The 16,916-nt window shown below is 65.5% G+C and carries 19 protein-coding genes; 12 read left to right on the forward strand and 7 right to left on the reverse strand.

Going from position 1 to position 16,916, the window contains the following annotated elements; genetic code table 11:
* Positions 1-8: 8 nt before the first annotated feature.
* The 12 genes from IV088_RS15450 (at position 9) to IV088_RS15505 (ending at position 11,196) form a co-directional block, all read left to right on the forward strand.
* Positions 9-761, forward strand: coding sequence for a TrbG/VirB9 family P-type conjugative transfer protein (locus IV088_RS15450; RefSeq protein ID WP_291103797.1), 753 nt, complete (start codon positions 9-11; stop codon positions 759-761).
* Entirely contained in the window at positions 758-1,846 is a 1,089-nt protein-coding gene (locus IV088_RS15455; RefSeq protein WP_291103800.1) for a TrbI/VirB10 family protein, read from the forward strand. The genes IV088_RS15450 and IV088_RS15455 overlap by 4 nt, the downstream gene beginning before the upstream one ends.
* A 19-nt stretch (positions 1,847-1,865) precedes the next feature.
* The gene (virB11, locus tag IV088_RS15460) at positions 1,866-2,915 is read left to right on the forward strand and encodes a P-type DNA transfer ATPase VirB11 (protein ID WP_291103803.1); all 1,050 of its coding nucleotides are present in this window, start codon (positions 1,866-1,868) and stop codon (positions 2,913-2,915) included.
* A 5-nt stretch (positions 2,916-2,920) separates the two neighbouring features.
* Positions 2,921-3,385, forward strand: a complete 465-nt coding sequence (locus IV088_RS15465) for a hypothetical protein (protein ID WP_291103806.1) — start codon at positions 2,921-2,923, stop codon at positions 3,383-3,385.
* A 101-nt stretch (positions 3,386-3,486) separates the two neighbouring features.
* Positions 3,487-3,978 carry a hypothetical protein gene (locus tag IV088_RS15470; protein WP_291103808.1) on the forward strand — a complete coding sequence of 164 codons (492 nt, stop codon included), beginning with the start codon at positions 3,487-3,489 and terminating at the stop codon, positions 3,976-3,978.
* 17 nt (positions 3,979-3,995) lie between these two features.
* Complete coding sequence (locus IV088_RS15475) at positions 3,996-5,654, forward strand: DUF2235 domain-containing protein (protein ID WP_291103810.1); 1,659 nt, start codon at positions 3,996-3,998, stop codon at positions 5,652-5,654.
* 53 nt (positions 5,655-5,707) lie between these two features.
* The gene (locus IV088_RS15480) at positions 5,708-6,664 is read left to right on the forward strand and encodes a hypothetical protein (RefSeq protein ID WP_291103813.1); all 957 of its coding nucleotides are present in this window, start codon (positions 5,708-5,710) and stop codon (positions 6,662-6,664) included.
* Positions 6,661-8,589: a type IV secretory system conjugative DNA transfer family protein gene (locus IV088_RS15485; protein WP_291103816.1), complete on the forward strand. Its 1,929-nt coding sequence runs from the start codon at positions 6,661-6,663 to the stop codon at positions 8,587-8,589. The genes IV088_RS15480 and IV088_RS15485 overlap by 4 nt, the downstream gene beginning before the upstream one ends.
* Positions 8,590-8,713: 124 nt before the next feature.
* Positions 8,714-10,048: a phosphoglucosamine mutase gene (gene glmM, locus IV088_RS15490; protein WP_291103819.1), complete on the forward strand. Its 1,335-nt coding sequence runs from the start codon at positions 8,714-8,716 to the stop codon at positions 10,046-10,048.
* Positions 10,048-10,545 (forward strand): GNAT family N-acetyltransferase, encoded by a 498-nt coding sequence (locus IV088_RS15495; RefSeq protein ID WP_291103822.1) that lies wholly within the window; start codon positions 10,048-10,050, stop codon positions 10,543-10,545. The genes glmM and IV088_RS15495 overlap by 1 nt, the downstream gene beginning before the upstream one ends.
* Before the next feature lie 77 nt (positions 10,546-10,622).
* Positions 10,623-10,799 carry a hypothetical protein gene (locus tag IV088_RS15500; RefSeq protein WP_291103824.1) on the forward strand — a complete coding sequence of 59 codons (177 nt, stop codon included), beginning with the start codon at positions 10,623-10,625 and terminating at the stop codon, positions 10,797-10,799.
* 46 nt (positions 10,800-10,845) lie between these two features.
* Positions 10,846-11,196 carry a hypothetical protein gene (locus IV088_RS15505; protein ID WP_291103828.1) on the forward strand — a complete coding sequence of 117 codons (351 nt, stop codon included), beginning with the start codon at positions 10,846-10,848 and terminating at the stop codon, positions 11,194-11,196.
* Positions 11,197-11,213: 17 nt separating this feature from the next.
* Here IV088_RS15505 and IV088_RS15510 read toward each other — a convergent pair whose 3' ends face one another.
* From IV088_RS15510 to IV088_RS15540, 7 genes are all read right to left on the reverse strand, one after another.
* Positions 11,214-12,416 (reverse strand): DUF1343 domain-containing protein, encoded by a 1,203-nt coding sequence (locus IV088_RS15510; protein WP_291103831.1) that lies wholly within the window; start codon positions 12,414-12,416, stop codon positions 11,214-11,216.
* Complete coding sequence (locus tag IV088_RS15515; protein ID WP_291103833.1) at positions 12,413-13,003, reverse strand: DOMON-like domain-containing protein; 591 nt, start codon at positions 13,001-13,003, stop codon at positions 12,413-12,415. Before IV088_RS15515 ends, IV088_RS15510 begins: the two co-directional genes overlap by 4 nt.
* Complete coding sequence (locus IV088_RS15520; protein WP_291103836.1) at positions 13,003-13,446, reverse strand: hypothetical protein; 444 nt, start codon at positions 13,444-13,446, stop codon at positions 13,003-13,005. The genes IV088_RS15515 and IV088_RS15520 overlap by 1 nt, the downstream gene beginning before the upstream one ends.
* A gap of 78 nt (positions 13,447-13,524) precedes the next feature.
* Complete coding sequence (locus IV088_RS15525; RefSeq protein WP_291103839.1) at positions 13,525-14,814, reverse strand: hypothetical protein; 1,290 nt, start codon at positions 14,812-14,814, stop codon at positions 13,525-13,527.
* Entirely contained in the window at positions 14,811-15,164 is a 354-nt protein-coding gene (locus IV088_RS15530; RefSeq protein ID WP_291103842.1) for a helix-turn-helix domain-containing protein, read from the reverse strand. The genes IV088_RS15525 and IV088_RS15530 overlap by 4 nt, the downstream gene beginning before the upstream one ends.
* Before the next feature lie 89 nt (positions 15,165-15,253).
* Positions 15,254-16,495 (reverse strand): Gfo/Idh/MocA family oxidoreductase, encoded by a 1,242-nt coding sequence (locus tag IV088_RS15535; RefSeq protein ID WP_291103845.1) that lies wholly within the window; start codon positions 16,493-16,495, stop codon positions 15,254-15,256.
* A gap of 62 nt (positions 16,496-16,557) precedes the next feature.
* On the reverse strand, positions 16,558-16,916 hold a 359-nt coding region (locus IV088_RS15540; RefSeq protein WP_291103848.1), incomplete at its 5' end, for a TIM barrel protein.

Genomic DNA, 16,916 nt, shown 5'->3' on the forward strand with positions numbered 1-16,916 from the left:
GCTCGAGAATGAAACCAACCAACCGATACCGCAGCGCCGTTGCCATGGTGGCAATGGCTGCCAGCGCCTGGACAGGGGCCGCGCACGCCCAGGAAGTGCGTGAGGTGCCTTACCGCCAGGACCAGGTGGTGCGGGTGAACACCGGTCTGGGCATCGCCACCCAGATCGAAATCAGCCCGCAGGAACAGGTGAAAGACTTCGGCACCGGTTTCAGCGACGGCTGGGAACTGGTGCGGCGGGACAACATCTTCTACATCCGCCCCAAAAACGTGGACGTGGACACCAACATGTACATCCGCACCAACATGCGCTCGTACCTGCTGGATCTGCGGGTGTCGGCCACCAAATGGAAGACGCTGGAAGAGGCCAAGAGCGCGGGGGTGTTCTACAAGATTCGCTTTGTCTACGGCAGCGACTCGCCCGACAAGGCCAGCACGCTGGCATCGGCCAACGCGGTGCTCTCGCCAACGGCCGCCGCGCTGAATTCGCAGAGCAGCTATCACCTCAATTACGACTATTCGGCGCTGACCGACGTCTCGACCATCGTGCCCACGCGGGTCTACGACAACGGTCAGTTCACCTACATCCATCTGCCGCCGATGGCGAATTTTCCAGCCGTTTTCGGGCGCAACTCGCGCAGCGGTGACGAGTTTGTGGTGAACACCAAGAGCGAAAAGAACGTGATGGTGGTTCTGGGCGTGTACCCGTTTCTGGTGATGCGCCTGGGCAATGACGTGGTAGGACTCAGGAGGAACCCATGAACAATCCATTTCCCCAAGGCAGCGGGCAAGGCCCCGTGCTCTCCGACAACATGCCCAAGCTGTCGGCAGGTTTGACACGCGGTGTCAACAAGACGGCCATTGCCTACATCGTGCTGGTGTCGCTGGCGACCATCGGCATGACGCTGTGGGTGGCCAGCAACGCCTTTTCGGCCGACGATGACGACAAGAAGAAGCAGGTCACTTATGAAGAGGTCACGGTGCCCAACAAGCCCGTGCTCAAGCTGCCTCCGCCACCCGAACCCGCACCGGTGGTGGTGGCCAAGGCGGACCTGCCACCGATGCCGGGCGAGGCGTCAGCGGGCGCGCCCGGTGCTGCACCGGAGAAGGACGATCTGCTGGCACGGCGCATGGCCAGCGAGAACAACCTGATCGCGGCCCAGCAGGACAAGGGCAAGAAGAACCAGCTGTTTGAGGACGAATTTTCGACGGTCAAGCGTGGTGCGGTCGAAGCGCTGGCCAACGCCGAGTTCACCCTGACGCGCGGTACCTTCATTCGCTGTTCGCTGGAAACAAAAATCGTCTCCACGCTGCCGGGCATGACGTCCTGCATCGTGACCGAGCCCATCTACTCGGTCAATGGCAGCCGCCTGCTGATCGACAAAGGTTCCAAGGTGACTGGTGAGTACAAATACGCCGACGAGAACTTTGACCGCGTGGGCGTGGTGTGGACCCGGGTGCTGACCACGACCGGGCTGGATGTGCGCATAGACAGCGGTGGCACCGACGCCCTGGGCAGTGCAGGCATTCCAGGTGACTACAACGGTCATTGGGGCGAGCGCATCGGTGCGGCCATGCTGGTGAGCTTGCTGGCCGATGGCATTGATGCGGCGGGCCAAAAGTTTGCCAACAGGAACGACATCCGGGGCACCACTGAAATTTCCACTTCGGGCCGGGTTCTGAGCTACGACCCCTGGGAAAGCGCCACTGCATCCACCGCCAAGAGGGCCGCCAGCGACATGCTGGAGCGCTCGGCCAATCGCAAGGCCACGGTGACGGTGCTCAATGGCACGGTGATCAACATCTTCACCACCCGCGATGTGGACTTTTCCAGCGTGATGCGATGAACAATGGGCAGTCAGCGACATGAGTGTGGACCTTGGCGCGGAACAGATCGCGCACATCTCGACTGAGTTCCTCGAGTACCAGTACCACGTGCTGGGCATTTCCGGCTTTCTGAGCGATCCGAGGGTGACGGAGATCTGCATCAACCGGCCCGGCGAGGTGTTTCTGGAGACCGTAGACGGCTGGGACCGCATCGATGTGCCGGGGCTCACCTTTGAGCGGGCGCGCCAGTTCTGCACCACGGTGGTCAATGAGAGCAAGACCGGGCAGCGCATCACGGCCGTCGATCCGGTGGTCTCGCTGACCTTTCCCACAGGGCAGCGGGCACAGTTCGTGATGCCGCCGGCGGTGCCCGCCGACCATGTGTCGATCACGATTCGCCTGCCGTCGCGGCACACCCGAACGCTCAACCAGTACCAGCAAGACGGTTTCTTTGCCAACATTCTGGAGGTCAGCGACCAACTCACCGCCATGGATGAGGAGTTGCTGGCGCTCAAGCGGGCGCGTGATTACCACGGGTTCTTCAGCAAGGCGGTTCACTACAAGAAAAACATCGTGGTCTCGGGTGCCACCGGCAGTGGCAAGACGACGTTCATGAAATCGCTGGTGACGCACATCCCGGACGACGAGCGGCTGATCACCATCGAAGATGCGCGCGAGCTGTTCATTGAGCAGCCCAACCGGGTGCACCTGATCTACTCGCGCGGTGGGCAGGGCACGGCCAACGTGACCGCCAAAGGTTGCATGGAGGCCTGCCTGCGCATGAAGCCCGATCGCATCATCCTGGCCGAAATACGGGGCGACGAATCGTTCTATTACATCCGCAATTGCGCGTCGGGCCATCCGGGCTCCATCACCAGCTGCCATGCCGGCAGCACCAGCCAGACCTGGGACCAGATGGCCCTGATGGTGAAGGCCTCGCCAGAAGGGTCTGGCCTGGCATTTTCTGAAATCAAACGCCTGCTGATGTTGACGATCGACGTGATCGTGCACATCCAGGCCCACGCCGGCCGACGCTACATCACCGGCATTGACTTTGACCCCCAGCGCAAGCTGGATTTGGACACATAACCACCATGAACATCTCGTACCCTGTTTCCCGTTGTTTTGTGCTGCCGCTGCTGGCGGTATCGGCCACGTTGGCACAGGCGGCCACGCCTGCGACCGGTATCACACCGGTGGACATTCGCGGCATGTGGTTTCCGAAGTCCGAGGCGGGCGCGGCCAAATGTGAAAACTACCTGAGCAAGCTGCCGGTGGAGCCTGACCCCGAAGCGCTGGTGGTCAGCGAACGGCAAATGATTCGGTGGGCAGCGGCCGGTCAGAACACCATGCATTTCGTGACCGATGTGGCCCCGCGCCGCGCCAACACCTGGCGCGTGCAGGCGCTGGTGGACGCGCCACCGTATGAGTTGCCTAAGGTGCTGCAGACCTATGTGTTTGAACTGCGCCAGGACGAGCTGCACTGGTCTAGCCGCCGGGTCGAAGACCCATCGGGCGATCAGGTGGATACCGCTGTGTTTGCGCGATGTGGGTATTGAATGCGCCGACCTTTTCGAACCCCCCTCTTCGTGGCCAACGGTGCCGCGCTTTCCTAATAGGTGACCTGATGCGAGCTCGGCGGATTTTTGTGGGCGTTTTGATGATCCTGGCATTGGCCACGGCATGTGCCACCAAGGTGGCGGAGCCTTGGCACGATTTCACGTTCGATGGCTGGAGCGACAAGTGGTATCCGGCCCATGAATTGCTGGAGTACAGCTACGGTGACCAGTACCGCATGGTTCGAGCGAGTGTCATCAAGCCCGAGCACCCCATCAACGAAGGTAAGAAAATGTTACCACCCACGGAGGGCGTCAGTGGACCGATGCCCGTCGGAGAGTTCTTGTTTGTCAAATGGCGGATCAAGGCGACAGGGGAGCTGGTTGAGGATCGGGTGGATCTGCGCCAACGGCTGCCCAAAGACATGAACGACCATGGTCTGACGTTTGTGATCGAGGGCAAGCAGCTCTATGTGTATGTGATCACAACCAAGGTCCGCAACAGCGACCTGCCACCCAACAAAAAAACCAGTTTGTCCAGGTATCGGGAAACCTTTGAGGTCTACCCCACCAACGAACTGTCGAAAAAAATCTGATCAAGAGGTGAGCGGGTATGGGAACCACCGTTGAGCGCAATCTGTCGCGCGAAGAAATCCAGCAGGTGCAAGTGCAACGTGAAGCCATGGGGCAGCTTCACAGCGCACAAGCCGGAAAGTTCGTTTTCTTTGCAGCGTTTGATGGCACAAACAACGACAAAGACAACTTGAAGCTGTCGGGAAACCCGTATCCGACCAACGTCGCCAATCTGCACAGACAGGCTCTGGATGCCTCGCAGTCAAATGAAAATCTTAGGGTCCGCTATTACCCTGGCGTTGGCACTGGCGGTGACATGGGTGGCTTGCTCCAGTCCGGACCGTTTCCAACAGAGCCGGTGCAAGTCGCTGCCAACAAAGCCTATCGACATTTTGCAGAGCAAGCCGACAAGTACCTTCATAACAACCCCACCGCAACCCACAAAGACATCAGCCTCTCCAGCGTGGGTTTCAGCCGTGGCACGGCGTCTCAAGTCCTGTTGGCCCAGATGCTCAACGACAAAGGCCTGGTGACCGAGGATGGCAAGCCGCTGGCTCCGCCCGGTGGCATCGAGGTCAAGGGCATGGTGATGCTCGACCCCGTGCACAGCTACATCAAAGGCGACATGCGCCTGCCGCCCAATGTGAAGGGTGATGTGCTGGTGGTGCGTGCCGACGATGAGTTCCGCACGGAGTTCAAGGCAGCCGACTACGGCCACGACCCGCGCGTCGAGACCGTCAACCTGCATGGCAACCATTGCGGCATTGGCGGGGGATCTCACCAACGTGGCACGGCCGCCGCTGCGCTGGAGGGCTCGACGAAGTACCTTCAGAACAGCGGCGTGACGGTGGCGGACGTGCCTGTCAGTCAACGATTTGACCCAAACGAGCCGATCCCTTTGCACTCCGAGGCGTACCAGACAGCGCGCAATGGCGACAAGCTGTACAGCGATCCTGTCGATGGCGACCCGGCACGTTCCCGGCCCCTGCTGCAATGGGGGGTGCACGGCGAGCGTGGTGCGCGAGGCACGACACCGGTGCATGCCGACCCGGGGCGCTTCGAGACCTTCCCGGAGCACATGCGTGGCGTGTTGAAGGATGGCGGTCTGAGTGATGTGCAGAAGGACAACCACGTGCTGTTGCAGCACCGGTTCGACCAGCGGATGCTGAACACCGGCATGCCGGAGACCGAGAAGCAGGCGGTGCGGACGCGAATCGAGCGCCAGTTCCACGAGCTGGCGGCCAACGGCCAGCTGAATCAACCGGTTCAACAAACCCAGCAGGCCATGGACGGCGTGTTTGCTGAAGCGTCTCACCCCACGAGAGCTTCTCCGGCACTCGGGGAATCCCTGGCCGCCATTCACACCCAGGCCCGGCAAAGCCTCGGGACCGGTTTGTCGAAACAAGGGTTTTCAGCTGAACAGATCGAGCAGGTGCAGGCCTACGCGGTGCGGACCGCAGCCGAGCACCAGATGAGGCCGGCGGCCAGCTGGATGGGCCTGAGCGCAGATGGCTCGCGTGTGGGATGGAAGGATGCCGCGGGTGCGATGTGGGACTTTCCGGTTCGAGAGGCTTTTCAGGCATCGGCAGGCGAGCATCTGCTGCGCGCCTCGGAACACGAACACCGCCTGGGTGATGCCACGGCGCTGGCCCAGACTCAGTCGAGGGCGGCGCCCGCTCAGGAGATGGCGCGCGCTTGAGGCTTTGAGGGCTGTGTGACAGCCCCTCAAAACACATGAAACAGGGATGACCAATGAAGACCAAACAACTGGGTGCGTTGCTGCTGAGCGCATCGCTCGTCGCTTGTGGGCAACTGCCCCTCGATTTCCTCCAGGCTCAACACAACGGCCTTGAGACCCTTTCTCAGCAGATCGGTCCGAATGTGGGCCGCTTGCATTTTGACTTCGAGTTCGACGACAAGGCCGACGCCGCAGAGGGCGAGATCGGCTCGGGCTACATCGTGGTGAGCCGCGCGGGCAAGGAGTTGCAGGCTTTGCCTCACGCCTTTGAGATGCCTCGAAATCGGCTGGACCGGGAAGCCTGGCTGGACTTCAAGGACTTCAACGGGGATGGTCTGCTGGACTTCAAGGTCACGCGCCTGTTTGCCATGGACGGCAAGCTGCCGGTCGACAGCCTGTACCAGTTCGATGCCAAGACGGGCACCTTTGCGCAGGTGGACTTGGTGTCCAACGCAGGCGCGATCGAGGCGACCGCACCGGGTTGTGTGTCGCTGACGCTGGTCAATGCCGCGGGCAATGCCAAGCAGGAAAGCCACTGTTTTGTGCCAACCACCGCGCGGTGGGTTCGGGCCAAGGCAGAGGTGGCCCAGAAGGGGGCCGCGGCAGCGCGTGTCGAAGCGGTCTGCGATCCGCTGGTACCCGACTTGATCGGTTGCCGGCGGGCGCGCATCGAGCAAGACCGGGTGCTGCTGACGATGGTGCGCGAGTACCGCATGGGCAAGAAGCAGGCCTTGATCGGTTTGCAGGGCAAGGCCTATGCCGATGCGTACGTCAAAACGCAGGACCTGGACCACCAGAGCTGGCACCGCTACCGCGACGCCCGCTGCGCTGCCCAGGCGAGGGAGCAGGCGGTGGCCGTCAAGGCCTTGCCCGCCGCGATCGAGCTGTGCCGCCACGACTGGTCCCGCGATCAGTTGCGTCGCTACAAAGAGCAGGTGGCGCGCCTGGGCGAGGGGAAAAGCAAGCCATGAGGCAGGCCAAGCTGCTGTTCTTTCTGGTGTTGTTGGTGGCGGCCTTGTTCGCTGGCCTGTACCTGAGCGGTCTGGTGCTGTTCTGGCGCCTGGACATGCCCTGGTCGCGCATGGCGTGGATGGACTACGGGCGTTACTGGTGGGCCTATTCGGAGGTGCCCGCCCACGCCGGGGTGATCAGGAGCAGCGGCGTGATCGGGTTTGCCGTGCCATTGCTCGTGCTGGTGGCGCTGACCGCGCTGATGTTGTTCCGGGAAAAGCCCAACCTGTACGGCGAGGCCCGTTTCGCGACCGCGGGCGACCTGCGGGAGCGCCACATGCTCAAGCCCGACGACACGGCGCTGGTCGTGGGCAAAAAGGACGGCAAGTTCGTCTACTTCAACGGCCAGCAGTTCGCGATGCTGGCCGCCCCGACCCGCTCAGGCAAGGGCGTGGGCATCGTGATCCCTAACCTGCTGAGCTACCAGGGTTCGGTGGTGGTGCTCGACATCAAGCAGGAAAACTTCGACCTCACCAGCGGCTTCCGCGCACGCTATGGTCAAGCCGTCTACCTCTTCAATCCCTTTGCCGAAGACCGGCGAACCCACCGCTGGAACCCGTTGTCCTATGTGTCGCGGGACGAGCATTTCCGCATCAGCGATGTGCAAAGCATCGCCGCCATGCTGTACCCGGCCTCGGAGTTGCACAAGGACCCGTTCTGGGCCAACCAGGCGCAGAACGCGTTTGTCGCCTTCGCGCTGTACGCTTTCGAGCAGGCGGCCTACCTCGCTGAACAGTTCGACGTCCCCTACGACGCGCCGACCATCGGTGGCCTGTACCGCCTGGCGTCGGGGCGACCGGGGCAGGAGATCAAGGCCTACCTGACCGAGCTGGCGGCCTGGCCGCACCTGAGCCCGAGCGCGCGCACGGCGTTCGCCACGTTGCTGGGCCAGGCCAACGAAACCTTCGCCAGCATCATGGGCACCTTCAAGGAGCCGTTGAATCCCTGGCTCAACCCGGTGGTGGACGCGGCCACGAGCGGCAACGATTTCGACTTGCGCGACGTGCGCAAGAAGAAGATGAGCATCTACGTGGTGATCCAGCCCAACAAGCTGGCCGAGAGCCGCCTGATCCTCAACCTCTTCTTCAGTCAGCTGATCAACCAGAACACGCGCGAGCTGCCGCAGGCCAATCCCGAGCTCAAGCACCAATGCTTGCTGCTCATGGACGAGTTCACCAGCATCGGGCGGGTCGACATCATCGCCAGCGCCGTGAGCTTCATGGCCGGCTACAACCTGAGACTGATGCCCATCATCCAGAGCATGGCGCAGCTGGAGTCCACCTACGGCAAGGAGACCGCGCGCACCATCATGACCAACCACGCGCTGCGCATCATCTTTGCGCCGCGCGAGCAGCAGGACGCCAACGAGTACAGCGAGATGCTGGGTTACACCGCCATGCGCAAGGACAGCGTGAGCCGCAGCCGTTCGCGCGAGAGCAGCTACACCCGCAGCGAGAGCGACGAGCGGCGTGCGCTGATGCTGCCGCAGGAACTCAAGGCCATGGGCGATGACAAGCAGATCCTGCTGGTCGAAGGTCTGGCGCACCCCGTGATGAGCGAGAAGATCCGCTACTTCAAGGAGTCGACGTTCAAGGAGCGGCTGCTGCCCAAGGTGGAAGTGCCGATGCTGGTCTTGCCGGGCCGCGTGCCAACGGGCTTCAGTGGCGTGGCGGATGGGCCGATGGTCCACGACACCGTGGTGCCAGACGCTCCGCCCGTGGTGCATCCGAGCGTCGAGTCCTCGCTGGCACACCAGCACGAGGCGCACCGCCAGCGAACCCCCGAAGCGCCGGCGGAATACACCGGGCTGGCGGGCATTGGCCAGGAGGTGGACGATGTGATGCGCAGCCTGGCCAACCTGTCGTTTGAAACGGGTGCTCGCTGACGGTTGGCGGGCCTCAAGGACGCCGGGCGGGTCGCGATCGCGGCCCTAAAATGGTGCCCCGTGGCTGCGTCCGGTCGGATCAGTTCTCTCCGCGGGCCAGGCCCACCCATCTTTTCTCCCCCCTATGACACGCACATACTTTGGCACCGACGGCATCCGCGGCACCGTCGGCCAGGCGCCGATCACGCCCGATTTCGTTCTCAAACTCGCCCACGCCGTGGGCCGTGTGCTCAAGCGCACCGAGGCCCACCCCACGGTGCTGATCGGCAAGGACACGCGCATCTCGGGCTACATGCTGGAAAGCGCCCTGGAGTCGGGCTTCAACTCGGCCGGGGTGGACGTGGTGCTGCTTGGTCCGGTGCCCACGCCCGCCGTGGCCTACCTGACCCGCGCGCAGCGCGCCAGCCTGGGGGTGGTGATTTCGGCCAGCCACAACCCGTTCGGCGACAACGGCATCAAGTTCTTCAGCGCGCAGGGCAACAAGCTGCCCGACGACTGGGAGCATGCCGTGGAGGCCGAACTGGCGCGGGACCCGGTCTGGGCCGACTCGCGCAACCTCGGCAAGGCGCGCCGCATGGACGACGCGGCCGGGCGCTACATCGAGTTCTGCAAGAGCACCTTTTCCAGCGAGCTCACGCTCAAGGGCCTGAAGATCGTGGTGGACGCGGCGCATGGTGCGGCCTACCAGATCGCCCCTGCCGTGTTCCATGAGCTGGGCGCGGAGGTGGTGCGCATCGGCTGTGCGCCCGATGGCCTGAACATCAACCACGAGGTGGGCGCCACGCACCCGCAGGCGCTGGTCGCGGCGGTGGCGGCGAACGGCGCCGACTACGGCGTGGCGCTCGACGGTGATGCCGACCGTCTGCAGCTGGTGGACGCTGCCGGGCGCCTCTACAACGGCGACGAACTGCTGTACCTGATCGTCGCCGACCGCATTGCTCGCGACGTGGACGTGCCCGGCGTGGTCGGCACGCTGATGACAAACATGGCGGTCGAGGTGGCGTTCAGACAACGCGGGGTGAAATTCGTGCGTGCCAAAGTCGGTGACCGCTACGTGCTCGAGGAGCTGGAGCGCCACGGCTGGACCTTCGGTGGCGAAGGCTCGGGGCACCTGCTGGTGCTGGACAAACACACGACGGGCGACGGGCTCGTGTCGGCGCTGCAGGTGCTGCAGGCCTGCGTGGGCAGCGGAAGAACCATGTCGCAACTGCTTGAAGACGTGACGTTGTTCCCGCAGACCCTGATCAATGTGCGCCTGCAGCCGGGGCAGGACTGGACCACCAACTCCTTGTTGCCGGAGGAGACGAAGCGTGTGGAGGCCGAACTGGGCGAGACCGGCCGCGTGCTGATCCGCGCCAGCGGCACCGAACCGCTGCTGCGCGTGATGGTGGAAGCGCGCGACGCGCAACAGGCACGGGCCTGTGCCGAGCGCCTGGTCAACGCGGTGAGGGCAGGCTGATGGCGGCCGCATTGTCGGTCCGCCGCGCGGACTACCTGGATGCACGCGATGCCGCTGCCGTGGTCGCCTTGCTCGACGCCTACGCCAGCGATCCCGCCGGTGGAGCGGAGCCGCTGTCCGACTTCGTCAAAGAGAACCTGGCGCGCGAACTGGCGGCCCGTCCGCAGGCCTACAGCGTGCTGGCGTTCGACGGCGAGCAAGCGGTGGGACTGGTCAACTGTATCGAGGGGTTTTCATCTTTCAAATGCAAGCCACTCGTCAACGTGCACGACGTGGCCGTGCTCGCCAGCCACCGGGGCCGCGGCATCGCGGAGCAGATGCTGGCCGAGGCCGAGCGCATCGCCGTGGAGCGCGGCGCGGTGAAGATGACGCTGGAGGTGCTGTCAGGCAACGGGCCGGCGAAGAAGCTGTACGAGCGCATCGGTTACGCCGGCTACCAGTTGGACCCTTCGATGGGCACGGCGCAATTCATGCAGAAGTGGCTGGCAGTGGGTTGAAGACAAGGGGCCGTGCACGCAGGGTCGCAGAGCCTTGTGCATGGCATGAATGTTTTTTCAGGGGGGAGTGAGTGGATATGAAAAGACGGTCGTTTTGTGGCTTGCTGTGTGTTCTGCCCAGTGCGGCGCTGTGGGCTCAGCCCAAGGGGTTCCTGTTTGACGGCGAGAACTACGTCCAGCAGTTTGTCGGTGCGCCTCCCAGTGGCGACCGGGTGGTGGAGTACGTGCGCCCGCCAGAGACACTGAACAACTGAACAACTGAACAACTGGACGCGGCTGGTCGGCTTGCGGTTCCAGCAGATGCCGTTTCTCGACAACGATCCCGTGGCGGCGGCGCTGCAACTGGAGCGGGTGGTCATGAAGGCCAATCCGCAGGCCCGTACGAGCGTGATGAGCAATGAAGCGAAGACCGATGCCACCATCGACTTCCTGACCTGGTCCGGTGATCAGGCGAACATGGAGTTCAATGTCTTCCGCTACGTGAAGAGCCCGGACGGTCGCGGTCTGGTGTCGTTGCAGGTGGCGCATCGGTTCCGCGCCAGCGAGCCGCAGTTGGCCGAGACGCTGCGTGCGACCCGGGCATCCTGGGTGAAACAGGTGGTTCAGCACGACATGAAAGCGGTGACGCAGGCGGTGATGGCGCTGCGCTGAGGCGGGCGGAGCGGGCTTCAGTACAGCAGAAACGGCTGGCGCGCTTGCGACCAGGCGGCTTCATCGGCCACCGAGAGGGCTTCCAGGGCCTCGACCGAGGCCTCCGGGTCGTCCACCCATCCCCGCAATGCAGGTCCGCCATTGATCAGATCGATGGCCAGGCGATCGTGTTCGTATTCGTAGGCGAAGTCACGCCACAGCGGGTAGTCGGGTGCTTGCATCCGGACGGCCTTGAACGCAAGGGCCTGCAGGCGCCAGGGGCGGAAGGTGGCGTGGTCGTAGTGCGTCGGGTCTTCGACGTGGATCTGCACACCCGCGCAGAGTTTTCCTGCGTGTTTGTGGAAGGTGGGCTCGAAGAAACACTCACGCAGCACGCAGCCTTGGAGCCACTGCGGCGCGGTGCGGCGCATGTCGGCGATGAGTTGGCGGGCGTCGATGTCGGGGGCACCGAACAGCTCCAGCGGGCGCGTGGTGCCGCGGCCTTCGCTGAGCGTCGTGCCTTCGAGCATCACGGTGCCGGCGTAGGCGCGGGCCATCCAGAGGTTGGCGGCGTTGGGACTGGGGTTGACCCAGGTGCGCTCGCTGGGCCAGCCGAAACCGGGCGCGGCGTCCGGCGACCAGCCTTGCATGGTGATGACGCGGTATTCCACCTGCAGGCCGAGCGTGGCGATGAACCAGTGGCCGAGTTCGCCCATGGTCATGCCGTGGCGCATGGGCATGGGCCCGGCGCCCACGAAGCTTTCCCAGCCCGCGCGCAGCGTCAGGCCTTCGACCGGGCGGCCGGCGGGGTTCGGGCGGTCGAGCACCCAGACGGCCTTGCCGTGCTGCGCCGCCGCTTCGAGCACGTAGCGCAGCGTGGTGATGAAGGTGTAGATGCGGCAGCCGAGGTCCTGCAGATCGACCAGCAGCACGTCGAAGCTGTCCATCATGGCGTCGGTCGGTCGGCGCACCTCGCCGTAGAGGCTGAACACGGGGATGCCCAGGCGCGGGTCGAGGTAGTCGGGCGACTCGACCATGTTGTCCTGCTTGTCGCCGCGCAGCCCGTGTTGCGGGCCGAAGGCCGCGGTGAGCTTCACATCGGGCAGGGCCGCGAGGGCGTCCAGCGAGTGCGTGAGGTCGCGGGTGACCGAGGCCGGGTGGGCGAGCAGGGCGATCCGCCTGCCGGCCAGCGGCGCGCGCAGGGCGGAGTCTTCGATGAGGCGTTCGATGCCGAGTTTCATGCGGGTCTCTGAGGGGCGGAAGGGGTCGGGGGCAAGCGGTGCACCCAGCCACCAGGGTGGTGGAAATCGGGCCGATCGGCGCGCGGGTGTTGCAGCGCCCAGTAACTGAGCTGGCCGTCGCGGGTTTCGATCACGGCGTTCAGGCCGATCTTCAACGCGGCCTTGTGCGCCGGCTCGGGCAGTAACGCTGGCGGCAGCCAGACCCGCAAGTCCAGCGTGTCCGCCGAGCGCTCGCAGGTGATCACGGGTGGGTGACCGCTGCGTTCGGTGGCAGGGTCGCGCACCCGCTCGGCGCTGAAGCGGTACGCGGCCCACTGGCCCGAAGGTGAAAAGTTGAACTCGCGGTAGGCCGCGCTGCCGGTCGTGCCCACGAAGGCTTCAAAGCAGGTGTGTTGCCAGAGCCCGTCGGCCGGGCCGGGTGGCAGGGGCTCGGGGATGGCCAGTGCGTTCAGGTCACCGGTGAGCGTGAAGCGAAGCCGCCAGCCGTCGCCATCGGGCACCAGCACCACCCTCGGTTGCAGGCCCCCGGCGCAGGGTGCCGCCGGGTGGGCCAGCAGCGGCAACGCCGCAGCGTGCGGACCCGGCATCAGGGCTGGTAGCACTTGCCGGCGGGGTCGACGTCCATGCGGATCAGCTGGTTGCTGCCAGCGCCCCAGACGTTGCCGCCGGTGAAGCTCAGGCAGCCTTCGCCCTTGTAGTGCGTGACGACGCGGCGCGCGTCGCTGCCGAGGTAGAAGGGAATCCAGCGCTTGCCGGTTTCGTGGTTGAAGAGCTCGTCGTAGTTGCCGATCAGCTTCAGCACCTGTTGCAGTTCCATGCCGATCCTCACCTTGGCGAACCGGCTGTCCGGTGCGGGCGTGCCGGAGACTTCACCCTCGAACTTGCCGTCGGGCGACTTGACGGTGCGCACCTCCTGGCCGCTGGCCGAGCGCCCTGCGCTGGGCGCGGCGGGGTCGAGGGAGACGCTGGAGCACCCCAGGATGGCGATGGACATGACGCCCAGCGTCAGGGTGGTTCGCAGTGAGGTCATGGTGACTCCTTGGGACGTGATCGACAGTGGCGGTCATTGTAGTGAGCGCCACGCGGCGCAGACCCATGACGGGCGGGGTCATGCCGGCGCTGCACCCGCTGGCATGACCACCACGGGCGAGAAGCCGCCGCCTTCGGTGCGGAAGTTGGTGGTCTGGCCCGACCAGGTGCGCGCCGCCAGCAGCTGCACCTGGCCGCGGTAGGTGTAGGCGCGCAGGTCCAGCTTGAGCAGCGTGGTCTGGCCGTCCACGGACACCAGGCGTTCGCTGGGCGGCACGGTGGTCTGGGCCACGTAGTCGCCCGCCAGGATCTCGCCCCACACACGTTTGGTGAGCTTGTCGCCCCGGTAGGCGGCGCGGGCGCCGAAGCCGGCGGCGGGTTTGAAGAACAGTGTGCGCCGCTGGGCCCAGAGCGCGTCGGCGTTGTCTGCCGTGACGCGCTGCGTGTCGGGCACCACCTGGTGCAGCACGGCGCGGTCGGCTTCGCTCACGCCCCAGGTGTCGAGCAGCGCGGTGTCGGACAGCGCGATCAGGTTGCGTTTGTCGGCGTACAGCGCGTGGGTGCGGGGGTGTGGCGTGACCACGGCGGCACCCGTGCGGTAGGCCTGCTGCAGTGCGTCGTGTCCGCTGTCCTGCAGGTAGAAATCGGTCAGGCGGTTGTAGACCAGGTCCACCGGCATGTCGGCCGGCAGGGCCGGGTGCCAGAGTTGGCCGTCGCGCCATTGCAGTTCGCGCGGATCGGCCACCACGGCGATCAGGCCGTGCGCGGTGAACAGGGCGCGCGCCATCTGGAACTCGGGCGCGAGGTACTGCTCGCCGGGCGCGTCGTCCAAGATCAGCACGTTGCGCAGCGGCGCGTCGCCGCGCTGCGACCGCCACTCGGCGCGGAACATGGCGACGAACACCTCGTCGAGCCGTTGCAGCGTGTCCGCCGGGTCGAACAGGGGCTCGAACCCGGCGCAGCAGGCGCGGTGCGCCCGGGCCAGCGCGGCGTTGAGCAGGGCGCCACCGGCGTTGCTGTTGATCTCGATCAGCTTGGGGCCGTCGGCGGCGAGGTGGAAGTCGTAACCCATGAAGACGCCGGCCGGGCCCCAGTCCAGCGCCGCGATCGGGTTCGCGCGGGCCAGGGCCTGCTCGCGCCAGGCGGGCAGGGCGATCACACGCTCCAGCGTTTGCACCGCCTGCACGATCTGCCTCTGCACCCCGGCGTCGAGGAACACCGCGCTGGCGGAGAACAGGTGCGGGTGGCTCTCGGCCAGCCGCGCGGTGAGGCCGCCCAGCGCCGGGCTGGTTTCCAGCTGCTCGCGCAAGCGCGAGGGCTGCAGGGTCTGGCAGGCGCATCCCAGGTTCATCGCGTCGGCGAGGTTCATGGGGCCTCCTGGGGTTCGCAGCACGCCGCGGCGCCCGCCTGCTCGCAAGTTTGGCCACCGCAGCAGTGTTCGGTGAGGTAGCCGAGCAGGGCGTTCATGCGGTCGAAGTGGGCGCGGTAGATCAGGTGGCGGCCCTGCGGCTCGGCGCTCACCAGGTCGGCGTGCACCAGTTCCTTGAGGTGGAACGAGAGCGAACTCGGCACCACGTCCAGTCGCTCGGCGATGGCGCCGGGCGTCATGCCCGCCGGGCCGGCGACCACCAACTCGCGGAAGGCGCGCAGGCGCACGGCCTGCGACAGGGCCGCGAGCGCGCGAAGGGCTTGGGTTTCCTGGGGGGTGATTGTTTCCATATTTCGATGATAGTCGAAATATAGGATTCCCATGAGCCTGCCAGCCTTGGCGGCCGCACCCTGCGGCTGGCCCACCGCGGAGGCGATCGTCAGGCAGCCGGCTCGGCGGCGGGGCTTCGGCTCAGGGCGGGCTCGGTGGCGCGGGGCACGCTGTCCAGGCCGTCCTGCATGGCGGTCCATTTGGAGTCGCTCGCGGCGGAGGCCAGCACCCGCTCGATGAAGCGCACCCCGCGCGCACCCGCTTCAATGCGCGGGTAGTCCGCCGCCAGCGGATCGGCGGCCACGCCCTGCAGGCGGGCGCGGATGTCGGCGGCCACGCCCAGGTAGACGTTGGCGAAGGCCTCGATGAAGCCTTCGGGGTGGCCGGCGGGCAGGCGCGAGGCGCGCACCGCCGCCTCGCACAGCCCGGCCGAAGCGCGGGTGAGCGTGCGCGGCGGGCCGTCCAGCGGCAGGTGCAGCAACTGGTTGGGGTTCTCCTGGCACCAGACCAGGCTGCCGGTGGTGCCGCTCACGCGCAGGCGCAGGTCGTTCTCGCTGCCGGTGCAAATTTGCGAGGCGATCAGCACACCCCGAGCGCCGCCTTGCAGGCGCAGCAGCATATTGCCGTCATCGTCCAGCGTGCGGCCCGCGCCCATGGCGCTGAGGTCGGCGCAGAGCGACTCAATCTCCAGCCCGGTCACGGTGCTCAGCAGGTTTTCGGCATGCGAGCCGATGTCGCCCATGGCGCCCGCGGCGCCGCTCAGCGCCGGGTCCACGCGCCAGGCGGCCTGCTTGCTGCCGCTGTCTTCCACAGCGGTGGCCAGCCAGCCCTGGTGGTACTCCACCACCACCTTGCGCACCGTGCCGATGGCGCCGCTCTGCACCATGTGGCGCATCTGGCGCACCAGCGGGTAGCCGGTGTAGTTGTAGGTCACGCCAAACACCGTGCCCTGCCGCTTCACGGCGGCCTCCAGGTCCTGCGCCTGCGCGCTGGTGTGCACCAGGGGCTTGTCGCAGACCACGTGAAAACCTGCCTCCACGAAGGCCAGGGCCACGGGGTGGTGCAGGTGGTTGGGGGTGACGATGGACACGAAGTCGATGCGCTCCTCGGGGCTGCGGCGCAGCTCGTCGGCCAGCAGTGCCTGCCAGCTGCCGTGGTTGCGGTCCTCGGCCAGAAACAGGTCGCGGCCCGAGGCACGCGCCTTGTCCGGGCTGCTGGAGAGCGCGCCGGCCACCAGTTCGATCTGGCCGTCCAGCGCGGCCGCTTGGCGGTGCACGCCGCCGATGAAGGCGTCTCGGCCACCGCCCACCATGGCGTAACGCAGGCGGCGTGGCGTGTGGGCAAGGGTCATTGGCGTACCTTCGCCCTGCGGGCTGCGGTGCGAGCTGGCTTGGGAACGGCCCGGTGCGGCGCTCATGAGACTTGTTGGTCTTTGGCAAACACGGCGTCGAACGCGCCGGCGGCCGGTTTGAAATCCAGGCGCTTGCAGAAGGCCGCGCTCTCGGTGGCGCCGTGCACGCGGTCCATGCGGCTGTCTTCCCACTCCACGCTCAGCGGGCCTTGGTAACCCACGTCGTTGAGGGCCACGATGATCGACTCGAAATCGATCATGCCGCGGCCCACGCTGCGGAAGTCCCAGGTGCGGCGCGCATCGCCAAAGCTGGTGTGGCCGCCAAAGGTGCCCACGCTGCCGTCGCCCTTGCCCCACCAGGCGTCCTTCATGTGGGCGTTGAAGATGCGCGGGCCAAAGGTGCGGATGAAGCGGATGTAGT

It is taken from the genome of Hydrogenophaga sp., from assembly GCF_018780075.1.
Taxonomy (GTDB): domain Bacteria; phylum Pseudomonadota; class Gammaproteobacteria; order Burkholderiales; family Burkholderiaceae_C; genus Hydrogenophaga.